The sequence below is a fragment of the Mucilaginibacter gynuensis genome (assembly GCF_039541195.1).
GTDB classification, from domain to species: Bacteria; Bacteroidota; Bacteroidia; order Sphingobacteriales; family Sphingobacteriaceae; genus Mucilaginibacter; species Mucilaginibacter gynuensis.
The window spans coordinates 327196-342931 of sequence record NZ_BAABFT010000002.1; the positions used below are offsets into that span (position 1 = coordinate 327196).

Here is a 15736-nt window from a genome sequence, read left to right on the forward strand (position 1 = left end):
AATACTTATGATTAAACCTTGTACATAAAAATAAACAGTATAGAAGGTATCAAGCTAAGCTAAATTAACATAATTGAAGCCCTCCAATTCCCATTTAACCTTTTGAAAATGTAATATTAACTCGTTTATGTAAATTCGATTTTCACTGCTAAATACCATATCAAAATAATCACTACGGAAAGCTTTTTTAGATATATTTGCTAAACAAACTTCCACATAGTTCATCGCTTCCAAAGCGGTAAAAAACTCCGGGGGATCAAAATCTTCCATACCACCAGTATAAAAATACATTAAAGACCTAATCCAAATTTGTTGTCTTGTAATCGGGGATGGATGTAATTTATTTCGATTCTCATTAAAATTATTTGCTGTTCCTTGCAATCTATTTAAAAGTGATACGCTAAAAGCGATCATCCATATAGGTGCAATATATTCTCTATAAATCCTATCAAAATGAACAGGTATTGGCGCCAATCGTTCAACCCCCGTGGCTATAAAAAATTCTAATTCCTCCAACTCCCATGCAAATGTCATAAGAGCCCAATTATCAGCATCAAACTCGAAAGAATGGTAAGTAATAATTTCAGCATCGGGAATGTGACTTATATCATACATAGTCAATCCGCTTGACATACCATTTTTTTGTTTCAACCAGCTACAATGTCCCATCATGATGTGTCCAAGTTCATGATTGATTAAGTATTTTAAAGCGATCAGGACAAATTTATTTGCATGTTCAGCACGCATCATGTCTCTTGGATAAACCTTTTGCAAATCCAAAGGCAATTTTCGTATAAAGTTTGCATCAGTAATTTCTGCATCGCTAATTTTTTCAGGAATGATTTCAACTTTAGGATCACCTATAACTTCGAACAGACCAGGATGTGAAAAAAAACGATATAATATATTTTCCAAAATGTAAACACAACCGATGTAAACTCCAATGTAGTAAACATCCTTATGTTCTTCATCTTTTCCACCCTTTGCGACCACGGCATTTAAAGCCATATTATTAACAAAATCTAGATATATATTAACCTTATCTGAAACCCGCGCACATATTAAACAAAATCGAAGGGACTCCCTTAACTGCCTTAAAAAAACGAGGTAGCGGAATCCATTTTCATCGGTATAATTATTAAATAATCCACCATATTGACTCATTGCATTATTAAATGCATCTTGATATTTGTCCATAAAACAATTTACTTCTTTTTCCAAAGTTTTTCCTGTACAACCTCAAAATTAGCTTTAACCAGTATATCTTCCACTTTTTCAATTAATAGGGTTCTCTTTTTAAAACTGGGTTCCGTAATTATTACGAAAGCGAATACTGCAATAAGCGATCGCAGAAAGTCCAGGCAGCAGAAGACTTCCCACTACGGGGCATATCAAATCCTGGTACGAAAAGAATATTACTGCTGGATTTCTAAAGGTAAAAGGTTGTACTATAGGTGTATTGAGCATTCCGCGATAAATATTCCAAGACAGGTAATTCACGGACAGTTTGACCCTTCATCGATCCAATGTTTGAAGATAACTTATTGATACTTAAAGAGAAAGGGTTGCTCTTTTTGGAGCAACCCTTTCGAAAATCGGACTTAAGTCCGATACGTACCCAGCGCCGGAGTCGAACCGGCACGGTTTCCCACAGGTGTTTGAGACCAGCGCGTCTACCAATTCCGCCAGCTGGGCATGTTCTAAGCATCTTTCCTTAGAAGCGGGCTGCAAATGTATCTAAACTCTCTTTAATTCGCAACAGATATTTTTGTCTGTAGTAAATATTTAATATTTCGTTCAGTCTGTTTTCTTTCGCTGTATCGTCTAAACCGGCATAATCATGGGTGAGTGCATCTAACGACTGGTTTATATCGCCCTCAAATGCAAGTACTTCTGCGCTGATGTCGGCAAGCTGGTCGGCATTGTCAATTTCCATCAGTCTTTCATTAATATCCATCATTTCCATTAAAAAATCTGACGGAAGTTGTGGTTTTGCCCCTTCAACAAGCAATTCGTGGGTGCGTAAAATGTATTCGAGGCGCTTTGCTGGGTCGGCAAGCGTTTGGTAAGCCTTGTTATTTAGGGTAGATAGTTCCAGTATTTCCTGCTGCTTTTCGTCGCCTTCGTTGGCGTAAAAATCGGGGTGATACTCTTTGCTCAGCACATAAAACTGTTTTTTAAGCGCTGCTTCATTAAGCGTAAAGGATTCGGGGATGTTATAAAATTCAAAATAATTCATCGTTGCAAAGTTAAACGTGTTGTAGTGTTTTTGTATCTGTATAAAGCAATAAACAAACAGCGCGATAGTTATGAGTTGGGAGAGGGTTTATTTTTTGCCATCTTTGCCAATTAAATAACACTACATCAATTATGCTGTTTGATCAAATACGCCAAAAGCCGTTCTTTATATTGGGCCCATGTGTAATGGAAAGCCAGGAACTTTTATACCAGGTGGCCGAAAAGGTGGCCGAAATTGGCCAAAAGTTTAATGTGCCTGTTATCTTCAAATCGTCGTTTGATAAGGCAAACCGTACTTCAATACACTCATACCGTGGCCCCGGTCTTGAAAAAGGCATGGAGATGATGCTGAACGTAAAACAGCGTTTCGGGTTGCCATTGGTAACCGATATACATGAAAGCCACCAGGCGGCCGCGGTTGGTGAAGTGGTTGATATTATACAAATTCCCGCCTTTTTATGTCGCCAAACCGATTTGCTGGTCGCGGCTGCTAAAACAGGCAAAATAGTTAATATAAAAAAGGCGCAGTTCCTTTCAGGACAAGATATGTTTTATCCGGCCCAAAAAGTGGTTGAAGCAGGCAACGAGCAAGTGATACTTACCGAACGCGGTAACATGTACGGTTATAATAACCTCGCGGTTGATTTCAGGAATATTTACGATATGAAAGGCTTCGGCTACCCGGTTTGTATGGATTGTACTCACTCGGTACAACGCCCGGGCGGTGCAGGTGGTAAAACCGGCGGCGACCGCACCTTTGTATCTATGATAGCCCTGGCTGCCAAGGCTTTTGGTGCCGATGGTTACTTTTTAGAAACGCACCCCGACCCTGATAACGCGTTGAGCGACGGGCCAAACATGGTGAAGCTGCACGATCTTGAAAAAGTAATAGCACCATTGGTTTAATGCTGCTGCACACACCTATGAAAGATATTGCCAAAAAGGTTTTTGAAGTAGAAATTGAATCGTTACAACACGTAGCGGCTTTAATTGATGAGGGTTTTGATGCTGCGGCAAAAGCAATATTAAACAGCAAAGGTAAACTGATCGTTATCGGCATCGGCAAATCCGGACTGATTGGCCGTAAAATTGCCGCTACCTTGGCCAGCACGGGTACGCCAAGTTTCTACCTGCATTCGGCGGAAGCTTTTCATGGCGATCTCGGGATGGTGGGCAGCGACGATATCGTGATCCTGATCTCCTATTCGGGAGAAACGGACGAGGTGCTGAAACTCATTCCTTTTTTGAAATGGAACAGCAATACCATTATAGGTATAACCGGCAACCCCGAATCTACCGTTGCTAAAAACAGCGATTATCATTTAAATGTGGGCATCATCAACGAGGCTTGTCCGCTTAAGTTGGCACCAACATCATCAACCACGGCTACCCTGGTAATGGGCGACGCGCTGGCGGTAGCCTTGATGGAAGCCCGTGGTTTCCAGGAAGAAGATTTCGCACGGTTTCATCCCGGCGGCAGCCTTGGCCGCAAATTGCTGGTAAAGGTGAAAGATTTGATGCGTACCGAAGCCCTGCCATTTATTGATAATCAGGCGGCATTTACCGAGGTATTGCTCCAAATGTCGAAAGGGAGATTGGGCATGGTAATTATAGGCGATGCCGGTAATGTAGAAGGTATTATTACCGATGGCGATTTACGACGCGCGCTGTTACGCAATCCGGATACCTCGCAGCTTACCATTACCGATATGATGACCCACTCCCCCATCTTTTTAAATAGCGATGAGCTGATTAACCGTGCCGAGCAACTAATGATAGATAAAAAGATAACTACCGTATTGGTAGGCGATGCCACAACGCGCAAGCTGGAAGGCGTGTACCAGATATACAATCAATAATGAATTGATATGCGGCGCTATTAAAAGCTGCATATCAATTTCCCTCTCCTTAAAATAGTCCCTAAAACAAATTGGCTGTTTAAACCTTTTTGATGTGTACTAAACCATATTAATGAACAGATCAACCTTAATTATTCTTTTGGCTTTATTGCTTGTTGCCTGCAATAGTCCTGCGGAAAAGAAGAGTGTCCCTGCGGATACGCCGCATCAGGTACTAAAAACAGATAGCCTTAAAACAACATCAACGAAAACGCCTGTATTAAATAGTATAGAGGGCCGATACGTAGCAAAACCATTAGAGGGTGATACCGAGGCATGCGACATGTGGGTAGAGATTGTTAAAGAACCTGCAGATTACTCGTACACGATTAAGCTAAACGGAAAAACACTGAAAGGCAAGGCCACAGTTTCAAAAACAGGGGATGAAACCTTTATTAATTTTGAAGGTATAAAATGGGCCGAGTATGAAGGCGACATCTCTAACGAGTCGGCAGAACATGATACCACGAATGTAGAAATCCCGGTAGGTATCGATGCTTCGCTCGAAGACCATGAGCTCATTATTCAAAACACCGGCAATGCCATGAACTACTACGTTAAGTTTTCCGGCTGCGATGCAAAATACATCAGGCTTGTAAAAAATTGACCAATGCAGTTACCTACAGAAATTGACCAATCCACAGAAAATCAACGTCAAGCTTTAATAAGCAGGATATTGATTGGGGGCGTTCTTATTATGGTAATTGTGTTTTTAAACTGCACCAACAATACCGAAGATGATATGCTTCTACAAGGTGCATTACTATCACCTGTCATCACTGTGCTATTGGCAATATATACGTTTACTTACCGTGGCAAGGCGCATTTAGCGGCAAGGATCCTTTTCTTTATATTTTTGATATTGAGCATAATTAGTTTGGGGATATTGTATTACGTAGCCGGGCTGGCCAAAGCTTTTCAGCATTAATATGAAACAGCTAAACCTAACCAACAAAATATATGCGGCTTTACTGGTATTGCTGGTGATAGCCACCGTAGTAAAGCTTTTGAGGTATAAAAGCTGGGAACGGTATTACTACGGTGCTACTTTCTCGGCACCGCGTAGTTACCCCATATACATACGTAACGGATATTTCATATTGAGCGATGGTGACATAGCACCTGTTGGTTCAAGTGACGTAAATAACCATGGTACAGATTGGGGTTATGGCGATTTTCAAAGCCCGAACACAAAAGAACGATTGCCCGAAAAACTGGTACTGGAGTACGCGTCATACCGTGATCAATCCTTTTATGCGGATACCATAACATTGCCTGCAAGGGTTATTAAGCAGGCCTTTGAAAATATGGGCGAAAGCGGCATCAGTACAGATATTTATAATAGTATGCCCGTTAAAAGGCTTGATTTTGTGGTCGGTGTAGCCAATAAAGGCAATATTATTGTTTGGCTTCGTGGTGAGGGCGCAGAAACTACCCTGTTAAAGTATAAGATCAACCCGCATGAACCCATTAGCGACGAAACCTATCATAATGGCAGGCTCCCGAAAAAGGAATACCTGAAACAGGTTTTCTATATAGATAGTGCCGATCAAGCCGCTTATGATAAAGGCTTGGACGCCTCGGCTAATTTTATCGATACGCCATCACTCTTTAAGTCGCGGTTAAGTAATGGTAGCCAATAGCGGGTACATAATTATAATGATACTATCGCGTGGCTTTACACGTTAAGCTACTGCCTTTAACATAAAAACAATACGCAATTGATCTCTATATTAAATACCCGAATTTTAAGGTTATTAGTTTACTTATGCTTCGCGTTATTGTTTTCGGTTCCTTTGGGATGCAGATCGCTCCGGTCAACAGGGAAAAATCCCAAAGGCGCGGCGTTGCAAAAGCTGGAGCAATTACCCAACTATTCTAAAGAAGGTTTTTTAAATCTCGACGACGAAGATGAGCGCAGCATTAACATGTTCAGTGTATTAATGGATATGCGCAACCGCCCCGCTACCGTGCGGCCAAATACGGTAATGCCTATCGTGAAGACCGATCTTAAAAATACCGCGTACGCTAAACCAACCGTTATATGGTTTGGTCACTCCTCATTCCTTATTAAAACCAAAACAGCCAATATTTTGGTCGACCCTGATTTTAGTGGTTTTGCCGGGCCATTTTCCTGGTTTATGAAAGCCTTTGAAGGCAGCAATACCTACAGTGCCGATGATATGCCGCAGATAGATGTGCTCATCATATCGCACGATCATTACGACCACCTCGATTACGGAACGGTGATGAAACTGAAAGACAAGGTTAAAAGGGTAGTGGTACCTTTAGGCATTGGCAGTCATTTTATTTATTGGGGATACAAGCCCGAATTAGTGCATGAACTTAACTGGGGCGAAACGAACGCCGTTAGCACCCAGGTGAACATTACCGCCATGCCATCGCGCCATACTTCGGGAAGGATGTTGTCGGCAAAAAAGACTTTGTGGGCTTCGTATGTAATTGAAGCGGATGGCTTTAAATTATTTTATTCGGGCGATACCGGTTATGGCAGTCATTTTAAGTTGATAGGCGAACAATACGGACCTTTCGACCTGGCCATGATGGAGTGCGGGCAATACGGAAAGAATTGGCCTCAGAACCACATGTTTCCGTCGCAAACCGCGCAGGCAGCGGCCGACCTTAAAGCCCGCATGATACTACCCGTACATTGGGGCAAATTCGCGGAAGCCAATCACCCCTGGAACGAATCGGTAACACGGATGAAAATCGCTGCCGATAGCCTTAATATCCCGGTTACTATTCCTAAAATTGGCCAAGCCTACACTGTTGACAGCCCTGCTTATACCAATGATTGGTGGAGTGTTGATTGATGGTAAACCAATCGCCTATAAATAACAATGCCGCCCTGGTTTACAGTGCGGCATCGCTAAATTCAAGTATCAATTACTTGTTAAGGTAAATATCTTGTACACTTCTGTAATTATCATTAAGTATCTTATAGCTTATTTCGGAATGCAGAACAAGCTCTGTTGAAGTTACCCTTGTAATGGTAAATGAAGACGGTATTTGATCCGATCCGGTATTTGCATTATCATCAAATTTCTGATTGGTGAGCTGAATATCAGAACCGTTAACATTATAGTTGAAATTGTAACCATGCCCGGTGTCTTCTATCCGACCGGTAGCATTGCTGTTAAATTGAATAAATGCCGTTTTATCGCCGAAATCGGTATCTTCAGATTGGGTGGCTTGTTTATCGTTTTTATAAAGTATTAAAGATGTTTTAGTAACAAACCATTTGCCTTCAATTTTCTCTTTTGATTTTTCGCTTTTGTCTTTTTTACACGATGTTGCGCCAATTACCAAAAGGCCGATAACCAGCATAGAATAGATTTTTCTCATATATAAATAGTAAATAAATTTCGGCGAAGGTAAATATTTTACTTAAATATAGTAGAAGTATTATTGATAGCCATCGCAGTTATTGCCTTGGAGATTTAGTTTACAATATGGCTTAACAAAAATTATGACCGCTAATACATGAAGATATTAAGATCTCAATATGGACTGAAAACATTGGCAGATGGAGCAAATGTGATGTATGTAGCCCGATAATTTAATAAACTGATAATATAGCCGAATTATAGCACTTATACTTTTGCGCTGCAATAAAGGCGATAAAAAACTTAAGGGAAACAGGCATTCGCCACTCTTTTTATTAAAATGTTCGCCTCATTGTTAAACCCTATCCAAACTGTAAAACAATAAGCAGCTATAAGCGAGATACCGCATAGCTGCTTTTATATTTTTTTTGATAATTGATTATGGAAAGAAGATCAGCGCTTAAAAGTCTTGGTGGTATATTGCTGGCACCATCGGTAGTTTTAGAGGCAAATAAAGCCGAACGTAAGCAGGTATTACGTGTAGCCCATTTAACCGACATTCACCTGAAAGATAAATTTGGCGCGCCCGCCAAGTTTGTAAAATGCCTGCACCACGTGCAGCAGCAAAGCCCCAAAGTTGATATGATGCTGAACGGCGGCGATATTGTGTTCGACATGAATAAGGAAAACCTCGACACCATTAATGCCCAGTGGAAACTGGTAAGCAATATTATGCAGGCCGAATGCAGTTTGCCGGTAAGTTACTGTCTGGGTAACCACGATATATGGTGGGCCGAAAATAACAAAGGACAGGCCGTATACGGTAAGCTATACGCTATGGATCAGTTAAAACTGAGCAAGCCTTATTACAGTATGGTAAAAAACGGCTGGAAGTTTATTATTCTTGATAGCGTGAATTTGGATATCGACGGTACCTGGTACATAGGTAAACTTGGCGATGAGCAATTCAACTGGCTGCAAAACGAATTGCAAACTACCAACCCGGCCATGCCGGTGCTCATCATGTCGCACATACCTATACTTACGGCTACTAATTTAATTGAAGATGATATTGTTAACCGCTGGCAAATGTATGGCGGCGATATGCATACCGATGTATCAAAAATCATCAAGCTGTTTTATCAGCATCCTAACGTAAAGATATGCCTGAGCGGGCACATCCACCTGCGCGAAAAACTACAGTACAACAACGTAACCTATATATGTGATGGTGCGGTAAGTGGTGCCTGGTGGGAAGGTAACCGCCGCGAAACTGCTCCGGGTTACGGATTGATAGACCTGTACAGTGATGGTAGCTTTGAAGAACGTTATGTGAATTATTAACTTTTTACTATCAGTTACACTGGTAAGGTATATTGTTTTTTAAAAATAGAACAACTATTGTTTCCACCAATCAGCAGGTAGCAGTAGTTGTTTTTTTGCTTTCTTTCCCCAGTTTTTATTGTAAAAGTTTGTTATTGATGTATCATCTGCAGTGCTATCCAAGGGTGTATAGATGGACTTTTGGTATTTAAAATGGGTGCCTTTGATCGAATAAATTGAAGCTGGTGTGATGCCTGTATTTTCTTTTTCATACCACGAGGATTTTCCCATTACGATAATTTTACTATTGGTAAGAAAGAATACTCCGGCTGAACTATAGAGGTAGTTTCTGTGAAAGTGATTGTCTGTAATGAATGTTTTCTTTTTAAGATTATAAACATACAAATTAGCCCTATAACCAAAACCTACATCATCAGATGTATTAAAGTAAAGGAGATCGCATTTTATTAAACTAAAATGTTTTTTGAAATTACCATTATTGACCTCATAAATTCCGTCATAAGGATTGTTGACGTTTATAGTTGAGTCTTTTGCAACGTGGAATGTTTTTGAATCAACTGTAATACAAATGCTATCACCTTTTACATATAGTTTTTTAACAGGCGGAACATTGCTGTGAGTTTTATTAACAGTAATATAGGGGGTGTTATAATGATGAGTGCTTTTTGCTTTTTGATCAGATTGGCATGAATAAAAAAGGTTGATTATTAATGTTGTTATAATAACATTTTGTATATCGAATTTCATTACTAAGGTTTAAGCGTATCTATTTAATATTTTACAATAAATTTAATGAATCCATTTTGCTCTTAATTATTTCATTTTATTAAAAAGAGGCTTTTTGGCACTACAGCGCAACAATAAGGCAGGCACTTTAGTATAAGAACATAATTGTATTTAACTTTGGGTTAATTTGCTATTGAATGAAAAAACAGCCTCTCACATTCCGTTCATTCTGCTTATCGGTATTTAAAAAGTACCGGCTTTATATTGAAAACGCTATCCAGGCACCGGCTTATTCCCGCGGGCAAGGTTTTTTATACTGGCAAAATCGTTTGTTTACTGATGCTATTATGTTTGCCATGCCGCTAAGCCTTATCGCGCTTATTCCCAGTGTATTTGTGGAGTATCGGGAAGGGCAGATATTTCTTGTGGTGTTTGATATATTAGCATTACTGGTAGTAGGTTTTATAACGCTTAGCCGCAGGCTAACTTTGTACTTTCGCAAAATTACTGTGGCTATAACCATTGCTTTAGTAGCTGTTGTATTAACTGCATCACTCGGCTCATTCAGCATGGGGTGTATCTATCTTTTTTCGCTTAGTGTATTTGCCGCGTTGCAATTTGAAGATAGATTGGCTTATGGTTCAATAGCTGTTAACCTATTGATATGCCTGGGTTTTGGGATAGTGATCAATTATAACCTGTTAGATATCCCAATTACACACAGCGTTACATTTAGCCACTGGGTTATATATTCTTCCAATTTTTTGTTTATGGACTTGGTGGTAGTTACCTTGATTCGTCAGATATTGAACGGCTTACAACGTACCATGCGTAAAGAAGCGTTGCTTTTCTCTAACCTGCAAAAAGAGTTGGCCGAACGAAAGCGCCTTAATGTATCCCTGAAAGATTCTGAAGAGCATTACAAAACTCTGTTTTTTCAAAGCCCTTCACCCAAGCTTATTTTTGATATGGATACGCTTCAGTTTTTGCAGGTGAATAAAGCCGCGGTGCGTAATTACAATTACACTGAGCAGGAGTTTTTATCTATGAAGCTTTCGGATATCCATCCGGACGAAAAAATTGAAGAGATGCTGCACCATTTAAGCGCCCCTGTGAATTACAACGATGTTTTGCCGGCTTATACTACACAACATTTAGCCAAACATGGCAAGCGTATACATGCCGAAATTACCCGAAGCGATATCCGTTTTGAAGGCAGGCAGGCACGTATGATCGTAGCGACGGATATTAGTCAGTTGGTGAGCCATACCGATGCCATCCGTAAACAAAATGATAAGCTTAAAGAGATCGCTCACATGCAATCGCATGTTATCAGATTGCCGCTTACGCGCATCATGTCATTATCCGGCCTTATCAATGATGAACTCAGTGAACAGGCAGATCCGCAATTATTGCGCTACCTGAATATATCGGTAAATGATTTGGATGAGGCTGTTAAAAAGATAGTACATCACAGTGAAGAGATCATGGCCGAAATAAACGCGGAAGACATGCGATAATTACTTATGCCACAGCACGCCCATAACCGTTTACCTTATTAATAAAGTAGTCGAGGTCGAAAGGTTTTTGAATGAAATCATCGGCACCACAGGTGTTCTTAATTGTCTCCAATTCGCTGTTTGTCGAAACCAGTACCACGGGGATATGTTTCAGGTTTGCTTCCTGTTTAATATAGGTACACATGGATGGGCCGTCTTCACCGTTTAAATTAACATCCAGCATTACCATGGCTACATCGTGCATAAGCAATTGTTGCCGGGCAATGGCAGTGTCACTCAAACTGATCACTATGTAGCCCTCAGTTTCCAGCAAAATACACATCATCTCGCTGATAACCGGCTCATCCTCTATTATTAGTACTTTTCTTTTCATGCTGTTAACCATGCAAATTAAAGGCCAGTTAAGCATCGGGTTGATATAATTAATGTAGGCCACTTAAAACAACAAACCCCTCCGGCAAAATGCCGAAAGGGTAAAACCTAAACAACAATCATTAAAAACAATTAAAAACCTAAGCCCATTGTAAAGCCACGCACCCCGGTAGGGAATGCCCTGCCTACTGTGGCCGCACCTGTAGTAAGATTTATTCTGTAAAAATTAGTACCTGCATCGGTACTTAATATGGCGAAACCATCGCCGCTGTAGCCGCCAATATCAAAACCATTAGCCGCGGTAATGTTCACGTTCAATGCGCCAACACTGGTTAATGTACCGTCGTTCGGCGGGTCTTGCTTGTAAAGCGTATTGGTTTCACTGTCTATATCAAACAGGGTAGTAGTAGTTGCGCCAGCAAAGTTGTTGGTGTAAGCTGCTGCTGTTACTGATGGTGTGCCCGGTTTAAGCACGCCATCAACAAATGCTACTACACCTGTTTCGGGGTGTACGCGCAGGTTTTGGCCGGTATTGCTCACAATGCGGATCCTGTCTACAGTCGGGTTAAAGTCGAAACCGAAATCGGTACCCGAAAGTAGGGTAGCAAAAGGCTCGGTACCCACTGCTGTTGCCGCGCCAGATGACGCGTTCAGCGTGTACACACGGCTGCTGCTGCCCAACACATAAAGCTGACCATTAGCCGGACGGGTATCTAATCCTAATACATTTTCGCCGGTTTGCATACCGGTAATTGGTTTAGTTACGGTAGCGCCGGTAGCCGGGTTGTAAATTATAAATTCATTAGCCGAACTGATGGCATAAGCAACAGGATTGGTTGGTATAGCCAGGCCGATAACCGCGTTGCCGAAACTGCCCGTCCTTGAAGCTTTACCGGTAGCCAAATCAATAACATATAATCTTGACTGCCCGCCTACGCTCAAAACAGCCAGTGCGATATCGCCTTCCGGTGAAATATCAAAACCACCTGCTTCGTCGGCATCTATGCCAAGGCTGCCTACTTCAACCAATGTGCCGTCATTCGGCGGGTCTTGTTTGTATAGCTTGTCGTTGGCTACATCAATATCAAATAAGGTAGTGGTACTTGCACCTGCCTGGTTGTTGGTGTAAGCTACTGATGTTACTTTGCTGGTGGTAGCAATGCTGCCATCGGTAAAGGCTACCGCGCCTGTTTCGGGGTGTATGCGCAGGTTTTGCCCTGTTGAGGTAACAATACGTATACGGTCGACCGTTGGGTTAAAATCAAAGCCTACCGCGGTACCGCTGATAGTTGGCGTTAAGGGATTTGTACCGATCTGTTTTGCTGCGCCGTTTTTTAAGTCGATCACATAAATACGGCTTCCGCTACTTAAGCCATATAGCTGACCGGTGGCTGGTCTGAAATCGATAGCGATAAGTGTTTCGCCGCTTTGCAAACCGGTAACGGTTGCCTGCCCGCCGCTTTGGCCTGTTTGCGCGTTGATGATAGACAGTTTGTTATCTGCACCCAAAGCGAAAAAGTTAATGTTTGGGCCAATGATGTCGCCGTTCGTATTATCGTTCCTGTCCTTGCGGCAGGCCGTAAAAAAGATGCTTAACAGAATAGCGCACATAGCCACACGCTTCGTTGTTAACGAAAGTTTAAATGTTTTCATTTTGATGTTTTAAAAAGATAAATGATGAATAATTACGGCCTTTGAATTAACCGCGTATAAGAAACAATAATGGGAGTTTTATGATAGCCAGGGCGGCGGGGTAGGTACCGCGAAAAAGTGCTTAGCCGTTGCCGGATGTTCGTTGAAGTTAAGAAAGGTGACTTTAGCAGTTACCAATGCCCGCCAGCGTGTAGGTGCAGAATGATAGGTTATCGGTTCCGGTTTCTCTTTGCTGATGTCTTTTTCGTTATCCTCGTCGCTTTCGGTTTGTTCAAGCAAAACTTTTTTATCAATAAAGTTTACTTTAATATTAGCCACCGTCCTGGCCGAAAAGGCGAAGAGCAGGGTAATTGCTATGATATAAAGTAACTTTTGATGCATAGGCTATATTGATGTTATGTATCAATATACAGCTATATACGCTATTTGTTTAGTGACAGATTTGCTGAACGATGCTTTTTGCGATAAAAACATTCCTAAAACGAAGGGTGATTTTCATATTCTTCAAAATGCCATGGTGTTTTTTAATGGTTTGCCCGCTTATCCGAACAAGTCACTTTCACCCAAATAGCCGCGGATCATTTTTAATAATTGGTCGCCAAAGTCTTTAGCTTTTACATCGCCGAAGCCTTTTATCTGCGCCAGCTGATTTAATGAGCGTGGTAGCTTGGCTGTAATATCCCGAAGCGCGTTATCTGATACAAGGTTGTATTCTAATAGTTTGCGCTCTTCACTTACCTCTTTACGCCACAAAAGCAATTGCTGGTACAGCTCGGGGTTTACAATTTCTTTCTCTTGAGGAAGTGCTTTGCTGTTCCAGTTTTTATAAATAGGCTGAAAGCTAATACCCGCTTCCTGTACCGACGATAAAATATCGTTAACGGACGATGCCACAGGTAACCGTGTAAACGCGGCTGTTTTAGCTTTCAGGTTAACGAGGAAGTGATTCAATCCATCGTAAAATTCCACCATAAGGTCGGTGCCTTTTATAACGGTATAAATATCATTGATAATTTTGCCAAGACTGCTAACCTTCGGCACAAAATAAGCAGCGGCATTTTTTAAGCGACCGGTAAACGCATCATTACTCCAAAGCTCGGCAGAAGCGATGGCCGGAGATAATTCCTTTCGGATAAAGCGGTCGCCTATGGTTTTAATATCCTGTAATATTAAAGTTTCGGCCTGCTGTATCAGGTTGTTTAAAGTGCTGTTCTGCTGTTCATCCGCAGGGAAATACTTTTTAAGTTGCTGCCAGCCGTTTGCCAATACTGCAAAATCAAAAATGTCGCTAAGTGTTTCCAACTCTAACTCGCGGATGGTTTTCTCCAATAGCTGCATATCCGGCAATGCCGCCACAGCCTGTTGCATAAAACGGATGATCTCCGGATCGGTACGAATGTTTTCGGCACGAACAGGGGCTTTCAATATCATCCCTTCCAACGTACGGCAGCGACTAAGCGCCACGTAAGCCTGCCCGAACGCGAAAGCCGCATCTACATCAATCACCGCTTTTTCAAAGGTAAGTCCCTGGCTTTTGTGGATGGTGATGGCCCAGGCCAGGCGCAAAGGGTACTGACTGAATGAGCCGTTATTTGATTCGTTCACCCGGCGTTCATCGGCAGCCAGGGCGTATTTTACGTTGTTCCAGGTTTCGGGCACTACCTCAAATTCCGAATCGTCATCTAAAAATGTAAGCCTGATATTGGTTGCCGACATGCCCGTAACCCTTGCCGTACGGCCATTGTAATATTGCTTTTTGCCCGAACTGTCATTTTTAATAAACATTACCTGCGCGCCAACTTTCAGTACCAGTTCCTGCTCGGCAGGGTAACCATCTTTCGGGAAATCGCCGGTGATAGTAGCCTTAAACGTGAATGGTTCGCCATCCAGTTCCTGTAACCGCTGCTGGTTTATTTCGTTAACGAGTTTGTTATGGGTAGATAGCGTTACGTAATCCTTTAGCCAATTGGCGTTCAGGTTGGCATCGTAATGCGCGTTTAGCTGCGCCAGCATTTCAGCATTGGCATAGCCATTACGGATGTGGTTAAGGATCTCTACAAAAAGCGGGTCTTTTTGGCGATAAACCTGTGTTAACTCAAATGTAAGCACATGGAATTGTCTGAATGCCAGGCTATGGAAAAAATAAGGACCTGTATAAAAGTTCTTCAGCACGGGCCAGTCTTTCTCATAAACGGGCGGCAGCTGAAACAAATCGCCTATCATTAATAGCTGTACCCCGCCAAACGGTCGTGATGAACCCTTCGACTGTCGTAAAACGGCATCTATATAATCCAAGGTATCGGCACGCACCATACTAATCTCATCGATGATCAGCAGGTCGAGGCATTTCAGTAGTTTATCTTTTTCAAGGCTGATCTGTCTTATTTCATAACTGCCATTAGTAGCAGGTAATTGCGGGCCAAACGGCACCTGGAAAAAGGAGTGAATAGTTACCCCGCCTGCATTGATAGCGGCTACCGCTGTAGGGGCTACAACAGCCAGGTTTTTGGTAATGTTTGATTTTATCCAGCGCAAAAAAGTTGTTTTGCCTGTGCCTGCCTTTCCGGTTAAAAATATGGGCCTGTTGGTGTGTTCAATAAAATTCAGAACAAGTTGATGAAAGGGCTCCAGTACCATA

The 15736-nt window shown here is 41.7% G+C and carries 16 protein-coding genes and 1 tRNA gene; 8 read left to right on the top strand and 9 right to left on the bottom strand.

Annotated elements, in window-relative coordinates; translation table 11 throughout:
• Positions 1-54: 54 nt before the first annotated feature.
• The 3 genes from ABD894_RS04640 to hscB all read right to left on the bottom strand — a co-directional run bounded on the left by ABD894_RS04640 (position 55) and on the right by hscB (position 2239).
• Complete coding sequence (locus ABD894_RS04640; RefSeq protein ID WP_345209824.1) at positions 55-1221, bottom strand: hypothetical protein; 1167 nt, start codon at positions 1219-1221, stop codon at positions 55-57.
• Between the two features lie 394 nt (positions 1222-1615).
• A tRNA-Leu gene (locus ABD894_RS04645) sits at positions 1616-1695 on the bottom strand.
• 19 nt (positions 1696-1714) lie between these two features.
• Positions 1715-2239 carry a Fe-S protein assembly co-chaperone HscB gene (gene hscB / locus ABD894_RS04650; RefSeq protein WP_345209825.1) on the bottom strand — a complete coding sequence of 175 codons (525 nt, stop codon included), beginning with the start codon at positions 2237-2239 and terminating at the stop codon, positions 1715-1717.
• Between the two features lie 131 nt (positions 2240-2370).
• On the opposite strand from hscB, the gene kdsA reads away from it, so the two are divergent.
• From kdsA to ABD894_RS04680, 6 genes are all read left to right on the top strand, one after another.
• Entirely contained in the window at positions 2371-3144 is a 774-nt protein-coding gene (gene kdsA / locus ABD894_RS04655) for a 3-deoxy-8-phosphooctulonate synthase (RefSeq protein WP_345209826.1), read from the top strand.
• A 17-nt stretch (positions 3145-3161) separates the two neighbouring features.
• A complete protein-coding gene (locus ABD894_RS04660; RefSeq protein ID WP_345209827.1) occupies positions 3162-4097 on the top strand; it encodes a KpsF/GutQ family sugar-phosphate isomerase in 936 nt (311 codons plus the stop codon).
• Between the two features lie 112 nt (positions 4098-4209).
• Positions 4210-4743, top strand: coding sequence for a hypothetical protein (locus ABD894_RS04665; protein WP_345209828.1), 534 nt, complete (start codon positions 4210-4212; stop codon positions 4741-4743).
• 3 nt (positions 4744-4746) lie between these two features.
• A complete protein-coding gene (locus tag ABD894_RS04670; RefSeq protein ID WP_345209829.1) occupies positions 4747-5064 on the top strand; it encodes a hypothetical protein in 318 nt (105 codons plus the stop codon).
• A gap of 1 nt (position 5065) precedes the next feature.
• Positions 5066-5779 (top strand): DUF2931 family protein, encoded by a 714-nt coding sequence (locus ABD894_RS04675; RefSeq protein WP_345209830.1) that lies wholly within the window; start codon positions 5066-5068, stop codon positions 5777-5779.
• 78 nt (positions 5780-5857) lie between these two features.
• Positions 5858-6970, top strand: coding sequence for an MBL fold metallo-hydrolase (locus ABD894_RS04680; protein ID WP_345209831.1), 1113 nt, complete (start codon positions 5858-5860; stop codon positions 6968-6970).
• A gap of 73 nt (positions 6971-7043) precedes the next feature.
• On the opposite strand, the gene ABD894_RS04685 is transcribed toward ABD894_RS04680, so the two are convergent.
• Positions 7044-7502, bottom strand: coding sequence for a hypothetical protein (locus ABD894_RS04685; protein ID WP_345209832.1), 459 nt, complete (start codon positions 7500-7502; stop codon positions 7044-7046).
• Positions 7503-7924: 422 nt separating this feature from the next.
• On the opposite strand from ABD894_RS04685, the gene ABD894_RS04690 reads away from it, so the two are divergent.
• Complete coding sequence (locus ABD894_RS04690; RefSeq protein WP_345209833.1) at positions 7925-8827, top strand: metallophosphoesterase family protein; 903 nt, start codon at positions 7925-7927, stop codon at positions 8825-8827.
• A 54-nt stretch (positions 8828-8881) separates the two neighbouring features.
• Here ABD894_RS04690 and ABD894_RS04695 read toward each other — a convergent pair whose 3' ends face one another.
• Entirely contained in the window at positions 8882-9574 is a 693-nt protein-coding gene (locus tag ABD894_RS04695) for a hypothetical protein (protein ID WP_345209834.1), read from the bottom strand.
• A gap of 176 nt (positions 9575-9750) precedes the next feature.
• Here ABD894_RS04695 and ABD894_RS04700 point away from each other — a divergent pair, with 176 nt between their 5' ends.
• Positions 9751-11073, top strand: coding sequence for a PAS domain S-box protein (locus ABD894_RS04700; protein ID WP_345209835.1), 1323 nt, complete (start codon positions 9751-9753; stop codon positions 11071-11073).
• A 4-nt stretch (positions 11074-11077) separates the two neighbouring features.
• Here ABD894_RS04700 and ABD894_RS04705 read toward each other — a convergent pair whose 3' ends face one another.
• From ABD894_RS04705 to ABD894_RS04720, 4 genes are all read right to left on the bottom strand, one after another.
• On the bottom strand, positions 11078-11446 hold the full coding sequence (locus ABD894_RS04705) for a response regulator transcription factor (protein ID WP_345209836.1): 369 nt from the start codon (positions 11444-11446) through the stop codon (positions 11078-11080).
• A gap of 131 nt (positions 11447-11577) precedes the next feature.
• Entirely contained in the window at positions 11578-13098 is a 1521-nt protein-coding gene (locus ABD894_RS04710) for a DUF4394 domain-containing protein (protein WP_345209837.1), read from the bottom strand.
• Positions 13099-13176: 78 nt separating this feature from the next.
• Entirely contained in the window at positions 13177-13479 is a 303-nt protein-coding gene (locus tag ABD894_RS04715; protein ID WP_345209838.1) for a hypothetical protein, read from the bottom strand.
• A 159-nt stretch (positions 13480-13638) separates the two neighbouring features.
• A complete protein-coding gene (locus tag ABD894_RS04720; protein WP_345209839.1) occupies positions 13639-15735 on the bottom strand; it encodes an HRDC domain-containing protein in 2097 nt (698 codons plus the stop codon).
• Between the last annotated feature and the right edge of the window lies 1 nt (position 15736).